The 15,588-nt window shown below is 70.3% G+C and carries 14 protein-coding genes; 6 read left to right on the top strand and 8 right to left on the bottom strand.

Annotated elements, in window-relative coordinates; all coding sequences use genetic code 11:
• Positions 1-51: 51 nt before the first annotated feature.
• Positions 52-3,855 carry a BTAD domain-containing putative transcriptional regulator gene (locus tag AB0C27_RS29010; protein WP_357849778.1) on the top strand — a complete coding sequence of 1,268 codons (3,804 nt, stop codon included), beginning with the start codon at positions 52-54 and terminating at the stop codon, positions 3,853-3,855.
• A 9-nt stretch (positions 3,856-3,864) separates the two neighbouring features.
• Here the strand turns inward: AB0C27_RS29010 and AB0C27_RS29005 are convergent, their stop codons facing one another.
• From AB0C27_RS29005 to AB0C27_RS28995, 3 genes are all read right to left on the bottom strand, one after another.
• Positions 3,865-4,383: an RICIN domain-containing protein gene (locus AB0C27_RS29005; RefSeq protein WP_357849775.1), complete on the bottom strand. Its 519-nt coding sequence runs from the start codon at positions 4,381-4,383 to the stop codon at positions 3,865-3,867.
• Positions 4,384-4,397: 14 nt separating this feature from the next.
• The gene (locus AB0C27_RS29000; RefSeq protein ID WP_357849772.1) at positions 4,398-4,583 is read right to left on the bottom strand and encodes a hypothetical protein; all 186 of its coding nucleotides are present in this window, start codon (positions 4,581-4,583) and stop codon (positions 4,398-4,400) included.
• Between the two features lie 118 nt (positions 4,584-4,701).
• Entirely contained in the window at positions 4,702-5,112 is a 411-nt protein-coding gene (locus AB0C27_RS28995; RefSeq protein WP_357849769.1) for a hypothetical protein, read from the bottom strand.
• A gap of 148 nt (positions 5,113-5,260) precedes the next feature.
• Between AB0C27_RS28995 and AB0C27_RS28990 the strand changes: the two genes are divergently transcribed.
• Positions 5,261-5,869: a hypothetical protein gene (locus AB0C27_RS28990; RefSeq protein WP_357849766.1), complete on the top strand. Its 609-nt coding sequence runs from the start codon at positions 5,261-5,263 to the stop codon at positions 5,867-5,869.
• A 93-nt stretch (positions 5,870-5,962) separates the two neighbouring features.
• Here the strand turns inward: AB0C27_RS28990 and AB0C27_RS28985 are convergent, their stop codons facing one another.
• Entirely contained in the window at positions 5,963-7,036 is a 1,074-nt protein-coding gene (locus tag AB0C27_RS28985) for a helix-turn-helix transcriptional regulator (RefSeq protein WP_357849763.1), read from the bottom strand.
• A 157-nt stretch (positions 7,037-7,193) separates the two neighbouring features.
• On the opposite strand from AB0C27_RS28985, the gene AB0C27_RS28980 reads away from it, so the two are divergent.
• Positions 7,194-7,694, top strand: coding sequence for a MarR family transcriptional regulator (locus tag AB0C27_RS28980; protein WP_357849760.1), 501 nt, complete (start codon positions 7,194-7,196; stop codon positions 7,692-7,694).
• Positions 7,695-7,922: 228 nt separating this feature from the next.
• On the opposite strand, the gene AB0C27_RS28975 is transcribed toward AB0C27_RS28980, so the two are convergent.
• The 3 genes from AB0C27_RS28975 to AB0C27_RS28965 all read right to left on the bottom strand — a co-directional run bounded on the left by AB0C27_RS28975 (position 7,923) and on the right by AB0C27_RS28965 (position 11,783).
• The gene (locus tag AB0C27_RS28975; protein WP_357849757.1) at positions 7,923-9,089 is read right to left on the bottom strand and encodes an epoxide hydrolase family protein; all 1,167 of its coding nucleotides are present in this window, start codon (positions 9,087-9,089) and stop codon (positions 7,923-7,925) included.
• 160 nt (positions 9,090-9,249) lie between these two features.
• Positions 9,250-10,434: a cytochrome P450 gene (locus AB0C27_RS28970; protein ID WP_357849754.1), complete on the bottom strand. Its 1,185-nt coding sequence runs from the start codon at positions 10,432-10,434 to the stop codon at positions 9,250-9,252.
• A 5-nt stretch (positions 10,435-10,439) separates the two neighbouring features.
• Positions 10,440-11,783, bottom strand: a complete 1,344-nt coding sequence (locus AB0C27_RS28965) for a glutamate decarboxylase (protein ID WP_357849751.1) — start codon at positions 11,781-11,783, stop codon at positions 10,440-10,442.
• A 308-nt stretch (positions 11,784-12,091) separates the two neighbouring features.
• Here AB0C27_RS28965 and AB0C27_RS28960 point away from each other — a divergent pair, with 308 nt between their 5' ends.
• Entirely contained in the window at positions 12,092-12,928 is an 837-nt protein-coding gene (locus AB0C27_RS28960; RefSeq protein WP_357850251.1) for a transposase family protein, read from the top strand.
• Positions 12,929-13,496: 568 nt separating this feature from the next.
• On the top strand, positions 13,497-13,778 hold the full coding sequence (locus tag AB0C27_RS28955) for a hypothetical protein (protein ID WP_357849748.1): 282 nt from the start codon (positions 13,497-13,499) through the stop codon (positions 13,776-13,778).
• 157 nt (positions 13,779-13,935) lie between these two features.
• Here the strand turns inward: AB0C27_RS28955 and AB0C27_RS28950 are convergent, their stop codons facing one another.
• Positions 13,936-14,457, bottom strand: coding sequence for an IS5 family transposase (locus tag AB0C27_RS28950; RefSeq protein WP_357849745.1), 522 nt, complete (start codon positions 14,455-14,457; stop codon positions 13,936-13,938).
• A 535-nt stretch (positions 14,458-14,992) separates the two neighbouring features.
• On the opposite strand from AB0C27_RS28950, the gene AB0C27_RS28945 reads away from it, so the two are divergent.
• Positions 14,993-15,586, top strand: a complete 594-nt coding sequence (locus AB0C27_RS28945; protein ID WP_357849742.1) for an RNA polymerase sigma factor — start codon at positions 14,993-14,995, stop codon at positions 15,584-15,586.
• Positions 15,587-15,588 lie beyond the last annotated feature (2 nt).

Genomic DNA, 15,588 nt, shown 5'->3' with positions numbered 1-15,588 from the left:
CGGTGCGTGACGAAGAGTTTCGCGGCGCTTTGGTGCAGGGGGAGGCATGGGATGCGGTTTCGGATGCTGGGGCCGTTACGCGTTCACACCGGTGGCGGCTGGGTCGGCGTGGCCGCCGAGCAGCAGCGGGTGGTGCTGGCCGTGCTGCTGGTCGAGGCCGGGCGGGTGGTCAGTACCGACCAACTGGCGGACGCGGTCTGGGGCGAACGGCCGCCCCGGACCGCCGCCAACACGATCGCCGCGTACGTCAGCCGCCTGCGCCGGCTCGTGGGCCGTGACGTGCTGGCCGGGCGGCGGCGCGGGTACGAGCTGCTCGCCGACGGTGACATCGACGCGGTGCTGTTCGAGGGCGGAGTGGCGGCCGGCCGCCGGGAGCTGAAGGCGGGCCGCCTGGAGACCGCCGCGGCGGCGCTCGGGCGGGCGCTGGCGCTGTGGCACACCCCCGAACCCGTGCTCGCCGACGTTCCGTCCACCCGATGGGTGGAGACGCGGACCGCCGAGCTGGAGCAACTGCGGCTCGGGGCCGTCGAGGACCACGCGGACGCACGGCTGCGGCTGGGACTGCACGCCGACCTCGTCGAAGAGCTGGACCGGCAGGTACGCGAGCAGCCGCTGCGCGAACGGCGATGGGCCCTGCTCATGACGGCGCTGGCCCGGAGCGGGCGGCGGGCCGAGGCGCTGGACGCCTACCAGCGGGCGCGCCGGCTGCTGGGCGCCGAGCTGGGGCTGGAGCCCGGGCCGCGACTGCGGGAACTGCAGCAGGCGATCTTGGTGAATGACACGCCCGCGCCGATCGCGGGCGATGGCCGGGCCGGGGCAGTCGCGGCCGAGGCGGTCGGGGTCGGAGAGGAAGCACGGGAGACCGCCGGGGCGGCCGGGGCTGGAGCGTGGACGCGGGCAACGTTCGGAGCTGTCGCGGACGACGGTCGGGACGGCGAGGCGCGCGAGGAGACGGTGGGTCAAGAGACGACTGCGGCTGCTGCGGCGGCGGTCGCGGTCGTCGTGCGGAGCTGGCCGTTCCTGGGCAGAGAGGGCGAACTCGAAACGATCGGGTTGTGTCTGGGACGGGACGAGGCCAGGGGCGTGGTGATCGCGGGGGAGGCGGGCATCGGCAAGACCCGGCTGGCCCAGGAGATCCTGGCGCTCGCGCGTTCGCGCGGGCACCGTACCGAGTGGGTGGCGGCCACCGGAGCGCTCGCGTCGATCCCCTTCGGAGCGGTGGCCGGCCTGCTGTCCCCGAGCGGCGGGACGAACGGGCGGGAGTCCGGCCACGGACTGCCGATGCTGGAGGCCGCCGCCGCGCGGCTCCGCGAGCGCGGTGGGGCGCGCCGGGTGGTCATCGGCGTGGACGACGCGCACCTGCTCGACACCGGCTCGGCCGCCGTGCTCGATCACCTCGTGGCCCAGCGGCTGGCGTTCGTGGTGGCGACCCTGCGCGCCGGCGAACCCGTACCGGAGACGATCATGAGGTTGTGGAAGGACGGCCAGGTGCCCTGGCTCGACCTCGCGAGCCTGCCGCAACCGGCCGTGGACCGGCTGCTCGACCACGTACTCGACGGCGCCGTCGACGGCGTCACCCGGCGCCGCCTGCGCGAGCTGGCCCTGGGCAACCCGCTCGCGCTGCGTGAGCTGCTGACGACGGCGATCACCGGCCGCACCCTGCGCCGCAGGCACGGCGTGTGGCACCTGGCGGGCGACTACCGTCCTCAAGGCGCGATCCAGCAGATGCTCGCCGACCGCCTGCGCCCGCTCGGCCCGCGCACCCCCGAGCTGCTGGAGCTGCTGGCCTGCGGCGAGCCGCTGCCCTACGCGCTGCTGGCGCGGCTCGTGGACCAGGCGTCGGTGGACGAGGCCGAGGCACACGGGCTGGCCGTGTCCGAGCGCGCCGGCGACCGCGTTCACGTACGTCTCGCACACCCCCTCTACGCCGAGGTGCTGCGCGCCCGGATGTCTCCCGCCCACGCCAGGCGGCTGTGGTGGCGCCTGGCCGGCGCGCTGCTCGACACGCCGCTGCGCCGCCGCGACGACCTGCTGCGGGCCGCGCTCTGGCAGGTCGAGGGCGGGGCCGTCGTACGTCCCGAGGTGGTGCGGATCGGCGCCCGCCAGGCCGTCAACCGGGCCGACCTGGCCCTCGCCGAACGGCTCGCCCGCGCCGCCAGGCAGGCGGCCCCGTCGGTGGAGGCGGACGCGCTGCTGGCCGAGGTGCTCGAATACCGGGGACGCAGCGCCGAGGCGGTGGCCGTACTGCCCGAGCGGCCCCCGCGGGACGACGACGAGCTGCTGGCCTGGGCCCTGGTCCGGGCGGAGACCCGATACTGGGGCGAAGGCGACGCGGTGGCCGCCGAGCGCACGCTCGACCTGTTGCGCGGCCGGCCAGGGGAGGGACTGGCCGAGGGGATCCGCTCGTGGATCCTGCTGTTCGACGGGCGCTGCGCGGCCACGGTGGAGCTCGCAGAACGGCTGACCGCCCCGGGCTCCGCCGCCGGTGACCAGCCCGCCATCTGGGCCTGCGCGGCGGCGACCGCGGCGGCCGGGTTCCTCGGGCGTGCCGCCGACGCCGACCGCTTCCACCGGCACGGACTGGCCCTGGCCGAGGCGAACCAGGCCGAGCTGCCCTGGGGGCTGGTGCAGCTCGGGATCGCGCGGTCGCTGGCGTACCTGGCCCCGGGCGAGCTGGACGCGGCCTGGCGGGTCGCCGACGAGGGATACCAGCAGGTGCTGGAGGGGCAGAGCCCCACGATGTCGGCCGGCCACGTCGGCTTCCGCGGCCTGGTGGAGTGCGCGCAGGGCCGCACGGCCGAGGCCGGCCGCTCACTGCGGGAGGCGATGACCGCGCTCGACGGCCGCGACACCCTCCGGCTCACCCACCTGTTCACGGCCGGGCTGGCCACGGCCTGCGCGCTGGAAGGGGCGGCGGGCGAGGCGCGCGCCTGGCTGGAGCGCGCCGACCGGAGCGGCAACGGCTCCAATCGGCTCTTCGCACCGTGGGCCGCCCTCGCCGACGCCTGGACCTCGTCCGCCGAGGGCCACCACGCGGAGGCCGTCAGCACCGCCCGCTACGCCGCCGACCTGGCCCACGCCCTCGGCCTCCGCAGCGTCGAGGCAACGGCCCGCCACGACGTCCTACGCCTCACCGGCCCGGCCGCCCTGGAGGGGTACGGCGTTGCCGACGGGCGCGGTGGGCAGAGTGAGCCGGGCCGGCAGAACCGGCCGGGCGGGCTGGGGGAGACCGGCGAGCCGGGCGGCGCGGACCGGCATAGCGGCCCGCTGGACGCCCCACTGGACGTCCGGCTGGACACTCCGCTGGCCCGGGCGCTGGCGACCGCCGCACGTGGGCTGGCGAACGCCGACGGAGACGCGCTCTCGGAAGCCACCGACGCCCTGGCCCGCACCGGCCATCACCTGCTCGCCACCGAGACCGCCACCTGCGCGGCCCGCGCCTACGAAGCCGCCGGCCTGACGGAGCAGTCGGAGGCGGCGCGCCGCCGGGCGGCCGGGCTGCGCACCCGATGCCAGGCCGCCATCACACCACTCCTCACCGACGCCCCCGAGCGCGCTCAACCTGCCACCGCCGTGCCTGATAACGGCCCCCTGGGCGCTCAGCCTGCCACCACCCTGCCCGGCGACGGCCCCGAAGGCGCTCAGCCTGCCACCGCCGTGCCTGATGACGGCCCTGAAGGCGCTCGGCACGACGCGGCGCCGCTCGACGAAGACCCCGGGCGTGCCGGGGACAGCGCGGGCCGGCTCGGTGAGGGTACCGAGCCGGCCAGGGGTGACGCGGGTGTGCTCGCCGCACACCCCCACACCTCGCGGTGGCCGGCGGGGCGTGCGGCGAGCACGAGGATTACTCGATGAGCACGAGGGTTACTCGATGGTCCACAGCTGCGCGTTGCTCGCGTTGTACGACCACAGCCGCATCCGGTAGTCCTGCGAGAACGGCGGGGTGTCGATGACCCGGTTCATCCCCGTCCTGTTGAGCACCCAGATGCTCTGGAAGGCGTACCCGCCGTTGTAAGAGATGAGGAAGAACCGCTGCTGGTTCAGCGTGTTGCAGTGGTGTTGCACCATGATGGTGCCGCTCGCGGTCCCGTTGCGGTCCACGTCCACGCACATCCCGCTGGACGCGCTGCGCAGCCGGTAGTTGCCGTTGGCGACCTGCTCGACCCACCACAGCTGCCGGGTCGAGCCGTCACACGGGTAGTGGCCGATCGGGGTGCCGTCGGTGGCCTGGCCGCCGACCTGGTCCAGGCATTCGCCGTACTGCAGGTTGACGATCCTGCCCAGCCGGCCGTCGCCGATACCGGCCTGGGCCGGGCTCGCGATGCCGGTGGTGACGGCGCCCGTCACGAAGAGCGCCAGGACGGCGGCGATGATTCGTCGCATCTTTCCTCCTTCAGTTAGGTTCGCGCGGGTGTTCTGGGCAGGTGCACCACGCGGTCGAAGCGGTCGTCGAGTTCCTCCCGCTGCCGCCGGCCGGACGACAGCTCCGTGGGCAGCCGGTCCGCCTGGCCTGTCAGCCGCAGGGGCGCGCGCAGCTCCTGATCGGTGACCAGCTCACCGACCGGCAGCGGGGGAAGGTGCACCGGCGTGGGCCGACCGGGGCTGGCCCCTCGGGGCTCCGTTCGGCCTCGGGAGCAACGTACGGTGATCGGTTGACCTGGCTATGACGCGCCGATGACTCGCCCCGTCCGGGCGACGGGGTTACGCCTCGCCGGCCTCCTGGGAGCGCTGCTTGAGCTCCGCCTCGTACACGTGGCGGCGCCCGCCCATGAGCCGCTCGCGTACCTGGCGTTCGAGCTCGCGGAACGTCGCGTAGTAGCCGTCGTCGTACTCCTCGACGATCTGGAACGTCCAGCGCCCGGCCAGCACGTCGCGGCCGACCAGGTCGGCGGCCAGGCGCCGGGCCAGGTCGGCGTGGCCGGCCTCGCGCAGCAGCCGGACGGCCTGGTCGGCCGTGGCGTGGGCGGAGCCGGTGAGCTGGTGGAAGGAGTAGAGGTGCCCCCGTGCGCGCTCGACCGTCTCCAGCGCCTCCGACAACATGCCGGCGGCCCGCACCGCACGGTCGTCGGCGCCGTCCGGGCGGCGGTGGTCCTCATCGGGTGTGTATGCCATGCGTCCGGCGTTACCCAGCGGCCTACGGAAAATGCTCGAGCCGTCCCAGCGGCGCAATCCCGAAAGCTCGGGATGTCGCTCGCCCGCCTGATTTCCCATTCTTGGAAAGGCAGGGAAACGAGAATGACACGGAAGGACGGAACAACAAATGTCGGAATTCACCGCCGAAGAGGCGAACGGGCTCGCCGCCACCCTCCGCGAATGGGACACCGCGCCGCACGTGCGCGCGTCCGTCGGCGCCTCGCTGCACATGCCGGAGCCGCCCGCCGAGGGCGGGCTCGGCCGGCGGGTGGCGAGCGCGTCCGGGATCGGGCTGCCGGCGGCCATGGACAGCCAGCAGCTCGGCCCCTGGAACGCCAGCATCGGCTTCAAGGACGGCGTGGCCGTGGGCGGGTGGGCCAACCTGGGCCTGAGCCAGACGGGGTCGATCAACTTCAGCGGGCACTTCCACGTGTCCGGCGCGATCAGCTACGACACCGCGTTCGTCTGGGTGGTCAAGGACGCCGTGGGCAACATCTACTCCTTCGGGCACACGGGCCGGGTGCACGGCACCTTCGAGTCCGGCTCGCGGGACGACGACTGGGGCAAGTCCGAGATCAACACCTTCATGCAGACGTACTGGGCGGACCTGTACCGGAGCTGGTCCTGGCATTGGGAGGCCAGGGTCAACGCCGACTTCACGCCCTTCCTCGACGACATCATCAAGCTGGTCGCCGCCGGCCAGGCGATCGGCCGCGTCATCTCGATCGTCGCCTGAGGACTGTGGTCTGAGGACCGTGGTCTGAGGGACGTCATCGGTGAGTCGTGGTCTGAGTGTCTCCGGCTGGGCGCCGTCGCCTGAGGGCGGTGCTCAGCCGGAGATGGCCGCGATGAGCTCGTCCCGGCCCTGGGCGCGGGTCTTGCCGTACACCGACTTCAGGTGATCGTTGACGGTGTGGGCGGACAGGTCGAGGGCTCGGGCGATCTGCTTCGGGGCCGCCCCGTCGTAGAGGTGTTCGAGGATGCGGCGTTCGCGCGGGGTGATGCCGTACCAGTCGCAGAACGACGGCAGCAGCAGGCTGCCGCCGGCCGCCTGGATGAGGATGGCGATGTCGCCGTCGCCGCCCTCGTCCAGCGGCTGGCCGTGAATGAGGATCGAACGCCCGAAGTTGGCGGCCGGCGTGCAGAGCGCCGGCTGCCAGGCCCGATTGTCGCGGGCGTGGGCCCGCGCGTGCAGGGACAGCCCGACCCAGAAGGGGTCGGCGATCCAGTCGGGCACCCCGTTGCCCGTGCCCGGCCACATCAGCCGCATCCAGGCCCGCGCCTGGGGTGAGACCGATCTGACGGTGTGGTCGGAGCCGACCACGATGACGCCGGTCGGGAGCGCGGGAGCGGTGGCGGTCAGCGGCCCCGCCGTGACGTAGCGCCGCAGCGCCGTCAGCAGCGCGGGGACCAGCAGCTGCGCCCGCCCGCACTCCTCCACTCCGAACGGCCTGGCGCCTTCGGCGCGCAGCAGGCCCAGCAGGCCCCACGGCCCGTGCCGGTCCCTGATCAGCAGCCGCAACTCGCCGCTCACCCCGTGGGAGGCCAGCAGTCGCCGCATGCTCGCGTCCCCGTGGCCCCCGGCGCCCACCACCGCGACCGGCTCGCCGCGCCGGGCGAGCGTGGAGGTCGAGCAGGGATCGCCGTGCAGATAGTTGTTCAGCACCAGAGCGCTGATCAGTGCCGGATGGTAGTCGTGCCAGAAGCTGAACGAGCCCAGGCCGATCCCGGCCGCCGGGTTGAGACCGACCAGGCGCAGCGCGTCGTGCGGCACCCACCGTCTGATGATCTGGGAGATGGCCGCTCCCGCCGCGACCGGCCCGCCGGCCTGCGCGACGGCGGCACAGAGCGCGCCGGCGACCCGCCCGTCACCGGCCTCTGATCCGGAAAACTCGCTTACCACATCGATATTGTGGAGGCGGGAAACCCGGCCCGGCAAAGGATTTATTGTCCCGCCAGATTTTCACGATATTTCCCGCAAAAGGCGACCGACGGGAGTGCATCCGTAGGAGAGAGAAATGTAGTATCAGCACTTGTATAAGTGCTGATATGATGGACTCATGACCGATCCCCGCGTGCAAGATCCCACCGAGGAGAGCCTCTGGCGGCCACTGCGCCGGTTGCAGGCGTCCATGGACGCCGACATCGCCCGGATCTACTCCGGCAAACGCATCACGGGGCTCAAGCCGAGCTTCGTCATGGAGCTGCTCCGGCTGCACGCCCGAGGCCCGATGACCATCACCGAGCTGGCCGAGTCGGTCGGCCGGACCCATTCGGCGCTCAGCCAGAAGGTGGCCGCCATGCGTGACGCGGGCTGGGTCCGTACCGTCGAGGGCGAGGACGCGCGCAGCAAGAAGGTGATGCTCACCGACCAGTCCCGGGCCGTGGTGGACCGGCTGGCGGCCGAGTGGCGGGCCACCGAGGCCGCCGTCGCCGAGATCGAGAGCGAGATCCCGTACCCGCTGTCGCGCGTCGTCACCGACATCGAGCAGGCCCTGGAGCGAAAGAGCTTCCACGACCGGATAGCGGAGAAGCTGGCACAAGATCCCGCATGGGACTGAGTCGCCCGCGCGGTCGGCGCCACCGACCCTGAATGGCTCGCCCTGCTCATCGGAAGAAGAGAGACCCGCTCACCGATCTGGACAACGGCCATGACTTCTCCGCCGGCTGACGGCAGGGACCCGCGCATCGCCACGAGCTCGGCACATGACAAGGGTTTGGCTCTTCTGGAAGGACGCCGAGAACATGACGACTGTGGGATTCATCGGAAGCGGAAACATTCCCCCCATTCATGCATGGGATCGCGGGGCCGACGGCGCAGCAGGACGGTGGGCGCGGAAGAACTCGATGATGTTGTGGGCCAGCAGATCGGGTTCTTCGTGGGCGGGGAAGTGCCCTCCGCGCGGCATGTGCGTGTAGCGCGTGATGTTGTAGGTGCGCTCGGCCCAGCTCCGCGGGGGCCGGCTCAGGTCGGCGGGGAACAGGGCGACCGCTGTGGGCACGCTCACCCGCTCCACGCGCCTGGTCAGGCCGTGGGCGTACTCGTAGTAGGGCCTGAACGAGGTGGAGATCGTACCGGTGAACCAGTAGAGGGACGCCTGCGTGAGGATGAAGTCGTCGCTGAAGCGCGAGGACAGGTCACCTCCGCAGTCGGACCAGGCACGGTACTTCTCGACGATCCAGGCGAGCAGCCCGGCGGGCGAGTCGGCCAGGCCAAAGGCCAGGGTGAAGGGGCGGCTGCTCTGCTGGTGCTGGTACGCGCCTTCCTCCGCCTGCCAGGCCGCCACGGAGGCGAGGTGGTCCTGCTCCTGCGGGGTGAGGTCGTCCGGGCCGTAGCCGGCCGGGGGTGCCACGGCCAGCAGGTGGATGCCGGCCAGTACCTCGGGATGGGCCTCGGCGAGACGTGAGGTGACGCCGGCGCCCAGGTCTCCGCCGTGTGCCGCGTACCGCTCGAAGCCGAGTTCGTCGCGCATCAGCCGGTGCCAGAGGTCGTGCGTCTGCTCCGCGCCGGTGAGTGCGGGCCGCTGGGGTGAGAAGGCGAACCCGGGCAGTGAGGGGACGATCACGGTGAACGCGTCCGCTGCTGCCCGGCCGTACCGGGAAGGGGTGGCCAGCCGGTTGGCGAGCGGGACGAGTTCGAGGAAGGAGCTGGGCCAGCCGTGCGTGATGATGATCGGCAACGCGTCCGGGTGCTCGCCGTCGAAGCGGAGATAGTGCACCGGCGTTCCGTCGAGGTCCGCGAAATGTGACGGGAGGGCGTTGATGGTCGCCTCATGGGCGCGCCAGTCGTAGCCGGAGGCCCAGTAGGCGACGAGGCGGCGAAGCTCCACGGCGTCGGTACCGGCCTCCCAGCCGGTCACCGGCCAGGGCCGGGGCCATCGCGTGGACGTCAACCGAGCGCGGAGCTCGTTCAGTTCCGCGTCACCGACCGCGATCACGGGTGTGTTACTCGGCATGAGTTCTCCTCGCTGTGCTGCGTGCCAACCTACGCGGCCCTACCCTCAGCTGCGGTCTCGCACTGCCGCGAATCACGCGCGGCAACCGCGTCCACGCGGCCCGCCTGGTGAGCGACGGACGCGGACCGCCGATCCGGAAAGCCGAGAACTGATCCCGCGCTCAGCGGCCTCGGGCCGGATCACCGATGCGGACATGCAGGTTCGTCAGCACGCGGAACTTCCAGCCGTGCACGCTATGCGGCCGTCCGGGATCCAGGGAGAGCTGGGGGTGTTGCTCGAGGAGCACGTCCAGCAGGGCCACGATGATGGCACCGACGACTGGGGCGGCGAGGCATGCGTGGCGGGAGTATCCGAGGCCCAGGTTGGGGAAGGGGTCCCGGTTGATGTCGAAGGTGTCCGGGTCGGTGAAGATGCTCTCGTCCCGGCCCGCCGAGGCGATGACCGCCATGACGGTCGCTCCGGCGGGGATGATCTGTCCGGCGAGGAGCACGTCTTTGGTCGCGCGGCGGCTGAGCGCGCCGTTCGGTGACAGCCAGCGCAGCGTTTCGTGGACGGCCTTGCGGATCAGGCGCGGGTCATCCCGGACGGCCCGCATCTGCGCGGGGTGCTGGAGCAGCGCGAGCAGTGTGAGCCCCGCGCCGGCCGCCGGTTCCAGGAACGCCGAGAGGATCTCGATGAAGGTGGGCATGACGTGCTCGGCGGATCGGACGGTATTGGGCGGGCAGCCGCTGTGGAGCAGCTGCGACAGGACTGAGCCGTCAGGCCGGTCTGTGGCCTGCCGGACGGAGGGCTCGATCGTCTGGCGGATCTCGGTGGCGGTGGCCACCGCCTGTTCGTGTACGGCCGGGTCCGCCACGAAGTTGCTCATCCCGGCGGTGAGGTTACGGGCCCAGCGCCTGAGCGCCTCGGTGTCCACGTCCGGCAGGCCGATGAAACGGGCGAGGGCGGTGCTAGTGGCGGGTTCGAAGTAGCTGGACATCAGCTCGTCCCGGCTATTGAGCTTGCCGGCGTACGGCCGTGCGGCCTCGCGGGTGAGTGCGGTGGCCCGTTCTATGCGTTCGTGGGCGAATCGCGTGTCAACGGCGGCTCGCAGATCGGCGTGGGCGTCGCCCTCGACCTTGAGTACGGACCGTTCCCCGAATATCCGCGTGGCCATCGAAGGGAAAGCGCTGGTGTACGACTCGTACGCGCTGAGGACCTGGCGCACGTCATCCCAGCGGGTGACCATCCACAGGTCGAGCTTCGGCAGCAGGACGACCGGCGCTTCGCGGCGCAGTCTGGCGAAGATCGGATAGGGGTCACTGCCGAGCTGGTCGAAGGTGATGGACGCGGCGAAGTCGTTCATCGACGTCACCCTCCCGTCGGCACACCGGGCTGCTCGGCGGCCGCCTCATCGCCGCCGAGGCGAGGGTGCGGAACCGGATTGCCGCGCAGGTACTCCACCTCGGTGCGCACGTTCGCCAGCAGTTTGGCGGCGGTGTCCAGGCTGAAGCCGTTGCGGATGACGAAGCGGATGACGGCTATGTGCTCCAGGTCAGGCGGCAGGTAGTACGTCGGGGCCTGCCAGCCGTGCATCTTCAGCCGGGCGGCCAGGTCGAAGACGGTGAAACCGTCGTAGCCGGGGGCGGTCCGTACGGCGAGCACCGGCAGTTCCGAGCCGTCGGCGATGAGCGAGAGCTCGGGGAGTTTGGCGATCTCCGCACCGAGGTAGGTCGCCACGTCCCGGCAGGTCTGCTGGACGGCCTGGTAGCCCTCGAAGCCGAGCCGCAGGAAGTTGTAGTACTGCGCGATGACCGGGGCGCCGGAGCGGGAGAAGTTGAGCGTGAAGGTGTCCATGTTGCCGCCGAGCAGGTCGCAGGAGAGCACCAGGTCCTGCGGCAGGGCGTCCGGCTCCTGCCAGACGATCCAGCCGACGCCGGGGTAGACCAGGCCGAACTTGTGCCCCGAGGCGTTGATCGACTGCACCCGGGGAAGCCGGAAGTCCCACACCATGCCGGGTTCCAGGAACGGGGTGATGAAGCCGCCCACGGCCGCGTCCACGTGCAGCGGTATTCTCAGCCCGCGCTCGGCCTCCAGCCGGTCCAGCTCGGCCGACATCTGCTCGATCGGGTCGTACTTGCCGCATTGCGTGGAGCCGAGCACGCCGATGACGCCGATGGTGTTGTCGTCACAGAACTCGCCGAGCCGGGCCGGGTTCAAGGTGAAAGCCGGCTCCTCGATCGGAATCCAGCGCGGCTCGACGTCCCAGTACTGGCAGAACTTCGGCCAGCAGGTGTGGACGGCGGTGCCCATCACCAGGTTGGGGTTGGCGGTGGGCAGTCCGGCTGCCCGGCGCCGCTCGCGCCACTGGAACTTCATCGCCAGCGCGCCGAGCATGGCCGCCTCGCTGGAGCCGCTCGTGGAGCAGCCGACACTGGAGCCGTTCGGGTCGCCCCACAGGTGATCGAGCATGTTGACGCAGCGCGCCTCGATGTCGGCCGTCTGCGGGTACTGGTCGTGGTCGACGAGGTTGCGGTCGAGGGTTTCCGCGATGAGTTCGCGGGCTTGGGGCTCCATCCAGGTCGTGCAGAACGTGGCCAGGTTGAGCCGGGCGTTGCCGTCGAGGAGGAGTTCGTCGCGGATGAGCGCCTGGGCCGCCGCGGGATTCATCGGGCCGGCCGGCATCTTGAACCGGGGCACGCCGCCTTCCGGCACCAGCCCGTTGTAAAGGGGATTGACATCGAGTGATTCTTGCCACCGGTCGGATTCGACTCGCCTGAGCATGAGCTTCACCCCGCGAAAGAGCTTGACGCCACGTCAAACACCGACGGTAGGCAATCATTCACTAAGAGTCAATGGTGAGGTGATCTCAGTGAAATAATTCGGGTGATAGGGGATGTTCGGGACGCCCGCAGTGGCGTTTCGGGCTTTTCGGGAGAAGTCGTCGAAGGCCGGAGACAGACGTGGAGCCTCCGGTAGATGAGTTCTCACCACAAGAAATCCCGTCGCCCGGAAGGCTCCACGTGATTGCTCATCGTGCCACGCTCGACGTCTCCCGCGCGCTCATTCACTACGTTGCCCGGCTGCTGCACGACGAGCGCCGCCGGCTCGGCACCCCCAAAGGGAGCCGCGCCCTGACCCCGTTCTGGCAGGCGGTCCTGGTACTGCGGTGGTTCCGGGGTGAACGCGACATCCCCAAGCTCGGCCGCGATCACCGCGTCTCCCGCGCCACGGCCTACCGCTACACCGTCGAAGGGATCGACGTCCTCGCAGCTCAAGCCCCTGACCTGCAGGAGGCTCTGGACCGCGCCCAAGCCGACGATCTGCCCTATGTGATCCTGGACGGCACCCTGATCCCCGCCGACCGCTGCGCCGAGCAGACCATCAGCGTCAAGGGCGAACCCATCGACGCCTGGTACTCCGGCAAAGCCCACCACCACGCCGGCAACCTCCAAGCACTCTCGGCACCCGACGGACTGCCCCTGTGGATCTCCGACGTCGAGCCAGGCTCGGTCCATGACCTGACCGCTGCCCGCACGCACGTGCTGGGCACGTTGTACGCCGCAGCCGCGGCAGGCCTGCCGACCCTCGCCGACAGCGGCTACGACGGCGCCGGAATCGGCATTCACACCCCGATCAAGCAGCCCGACGGCAACCAGATCCTCAGCCCGGACAACCGCACCTACAACCGGCTCCTCCGCGCCCTGCGCTGCCTCGGCGAACGCGGATTCGCCCTGCTCAAAGGCCGCTGGCGAATCCTCCAGCACATCACCCTCAGCCCCAGCACCATCGGCGACATCGCCCGAGCAGCACTTGTCCGCACCCATTTCGAGCACAACTACCTACGAGCAATTCGCTGAGATCACGTCAGTACCGCTGATGTTGTAGTGCGTGCCGATCAGGGTTACCTGCTGGCCTCGCAGGTCTCCCCAGCCGACGCCCACCCGGTAGGCCGGGAGGCGTATGCAGTAGGGCGGGTTGTGCCGGGTCGGCGGACTCCTGGCGCTCATGTTCGCAGCGCACGCAGTCCGGCCGGTGCTGGTCGTAATCACCCCTACTACGGCTTCGGGGTCGGAGTGGTAGTCGCCGGCCGCAGCTTCTTCCGTTTTCCTGAACAACGTCTCAGAACTGATCCTGCCGCAGGTCACGCGCCTCGACCGACTCTGCGTTGTTTGTCCAGTAAGCCTCGCCCTCGCTGGACAACCGACGAGCCCCTACAGCAGAAGTGACATCACGGGGCGTCGCAATGGTCGAACAGCCGCACCGATGTTTCAGGCGTCCTGATGGCCTGGGCCCAACAGAACCCCGCCGAATTCGCCGAGGCGATGGAGTCGACCGAGGTCGACGATGTGATCACCGACAACGGGTCAACCTCAGCTTCCTGTCCGACGCCGTTGTTCGGGAAATCAGCTCGGACTCTGGGCCGCGATGACCAGCCACGCGGATGCCATCAATCGCCACCAAGATGGCCATGGGGCGGAGATCGCCGGGATACCGACTGCCATCTACAACTTCGTCAAGAAGTTCTGGAAACAGATCGTCGCGGCGGCAAAGAAGGCTGGCAAGTGGGCGTTGTACAAGGCACACCTCTGCACTGCTGGTGCGGCCGACGGACTGTACCGCTGGTCAGGCGGTGACGTCGCCCACCTGGCCGCGTATCCCAAGGAGGCCCTCGCGGTGGCGATCACCGGGTGCATCAAGAGACTGTGAATCTCGCTGTGGCCGCACCCCCGGGGTACGGCCACAGCGAGAACCTCCACTCGCCCAGAGCCCTGATGCCCTGCTGCGTCGGGGCTCCGATCATGAAGCCTTCTGCCGCGACCTGGAAGGCGGGTCCGGCCGAGATGCAGCACTCAGGTCAGCGGCTTCAAGAGTAGCCGCCGTCGGCCCAGACCAGAGCGATCGTGGAGAACTTCTTGCGCAGCAGCGCCAGCACCGGAGGCGCGCCGTCGCGGTCCTGCACCGACGCGGCGGTGACCATCACGCACAACAGCAGCCCGAGCGTGTCGACCACGACGTGCCGTTTCTGCCCCTTCAGTTTCTTGCCCGCGTCGTATCCGCAGGCCGCCGCGCCGACGGTCTCGGCCGCCCGGACCGTCTGGGAGTCCACGCAGCCGGCAGTCGGCAGCTCACTGCGTCCGGCCAGAACGCGCAGACGACCACGCAACCGCCCGGCCAGCCGTTCGGGCAGACCGCGCCGGGACCAGCGCAGGAAGAACGCATAGATCGCCTCGTGCGGCGGGAAGTCGACCGGCAGGGCCCGCCACTCGATCCCGTACCGGGTCACGTAGTCGATCGCGTCCAGGGTCGCGCGCAGGTCATGCACCATCGGCCGGCCTGTCACCATGACCAACTCGGCCATCACGCCTCGCGCCTCAGGCTCCAGCACCTGCCCTTCGATGTCGGTGAGATCCGACGGGTATGCCGGTTTCCGATCGCGACATGCGCACCCCGATGAGGCACAACCGCTGACGTTCACGGCTGCGGACGTGTAGACAGACAACCACGGGCTCCTGGCCGCTGAGCTGCTTAGACAACACCTCAGCTACCGGGAGCCCGCTCCCGTTCACCGGTCAACGGCCCAATGATGACCGCACCCCAACACTCTCCTGACTCGAGCCTCACCACCAAAGTCCTTCGTCAGCAGGCTCTGAGTTGCCCGGCGAGGGTGTGTCATGTGGGTGACGGCCTGCACGAGACCGTGCGGAGGATCAACATGACTTCAGTCGTCCTCCTGCTCGGGAGCCGGCGGCGTGACCGGGTGAGAAAGGCGCCCCTAACGCACAGGTGCCCACGACGTGCTCCGTGACCGGGGCCCGGCGGGTGTTGTCCGGCGGGCCGCAGGAGGACAGGGGACAACAACCGCGAACAAGAAGGTGCGCATCGGGCAATAAGCGCCGACCCTCTTTCGAGAAAGGCGCCGGATGTATGACCCTTCCTCCCACCCGTCGAGGCCGATGGTGGCGGAGACGGACGACGCGTCGGTCATCGCCAAGTCGCGCGATGAGCCCGAGTGGTTCGCGGTGATCTTCGACCGGTACTTCACCGCCATCCACCGCTACGCCGCCGCCCGCCTCGGGCCCGCGGCCGCCGACGACGTGGCCGCGGAGACGTTCCTGATCGGCTTCGACCAGCGCGCCCGCTACGACCTGACCCACGCGCGGGCGAAAGCCTGGTTGTACGGCATCGCCACCAACCTCATCGCCCGTCATCGCCGCGACGAGCTCCGCTACTACCGGGCCCTCGGCCGCGCGGCCGGCCGTGACGACGTCGAGGGTCACGCCGAACAGGTCACGGACCGGGTCTCCGCCGAACTGCTCCGCCCACGGCTGGCCCGTGGCCTGAGCGGGCTGTCCCAGCGCGACCGCGACGCGCTGATGCTCGTGGCCTGCGCCGACCTCAGTTACGCGGAGGCGTCCTTAGCCCTGGGCGTACCGATCGGCACCGTCGGCTCCCGGGTGAACCGGGCCAGAGCCAAGCTCCGCAAGACGCTGGGTCACGTGGCGAAGGAGGCCTGAAC

Source organism: Nonomuraea sp. NPDC048882, assembly GCF_040649755.1.
Lineage (GTDB): Bacteria > Actinomycetota > Actinomycetes > Streptosporangiales > Streptosporangiaceae > Nonomuraea > Nonomuraea maheshkhaliensis.
Note: the sequence above shows the minus strand (reverse complement) of the source record. Positions and strands in the feature narration are given on the sequence as shown.

Coding starts and splice junctions, on each gene's coding strand:
- AB0C27_RS29010 (WP_357849778.1), top strand. CDS start 52: ATGCGGTTTCGGATGCTGGGGCCGTTACGCGTTCACACCGGTGGCGGC.
- AB0C27_RS29005 (WP_357849775.1), bottom strand. CDS start 4,383: ATGCGACGAATCATCGCCGCCGTCCTGGCGCTCTTCGTGACGGGCGCC.
- AB0C27_RS28995 (WP_357849769.1), bottom strand. CDS start 5,112: ATGGCATACACACCCGATGAGGACCACCGCCGCCCGGACGGCGCCGAC.
- AB0C27_RS28990 (WP_357849766.1), top strand. CDS start 5,261: ATGTCGGAATTCACCGCCGAAGAGGCGAACGGGCTCGCCGCCACCCTC.
- AB0C27_RS28980 (WP_357849760.1), top strand. CDS start 7,194: ATGACCGATCCCCGCGTGCAAGATCCCACCGAGGAGAGCCTCTGGCGG.
- AB0C27_RS28975 (WP_357849757.1), bottom strand. CDS start 9,089: ATGCCGAGTAACACACCCGTGATCGCGGTCGGTGACGCGGAACTGAAC.
- AB0C27_RS28970 (WP_357849754.1), bottom strand. CDS start 10,434: ATGAACGACTTCGCCGCGTCCATCACCTTCGACCAGCTCGGCAGTGAC.
- AB0C27_RS28955 (WP_357849748.1), top strand. CDS start 13,497: ATGACCAGCCACGCGGATGCCATCAATCGCCACCAAGATGGCCATGGG.
- AB0C27_RS28945 (WP_357849742.1), top strand. CDS start 14,993: ATGTATGACCCTTCCTCCCACCCGTCGAGGCCGATGGTGGCGGAGACG.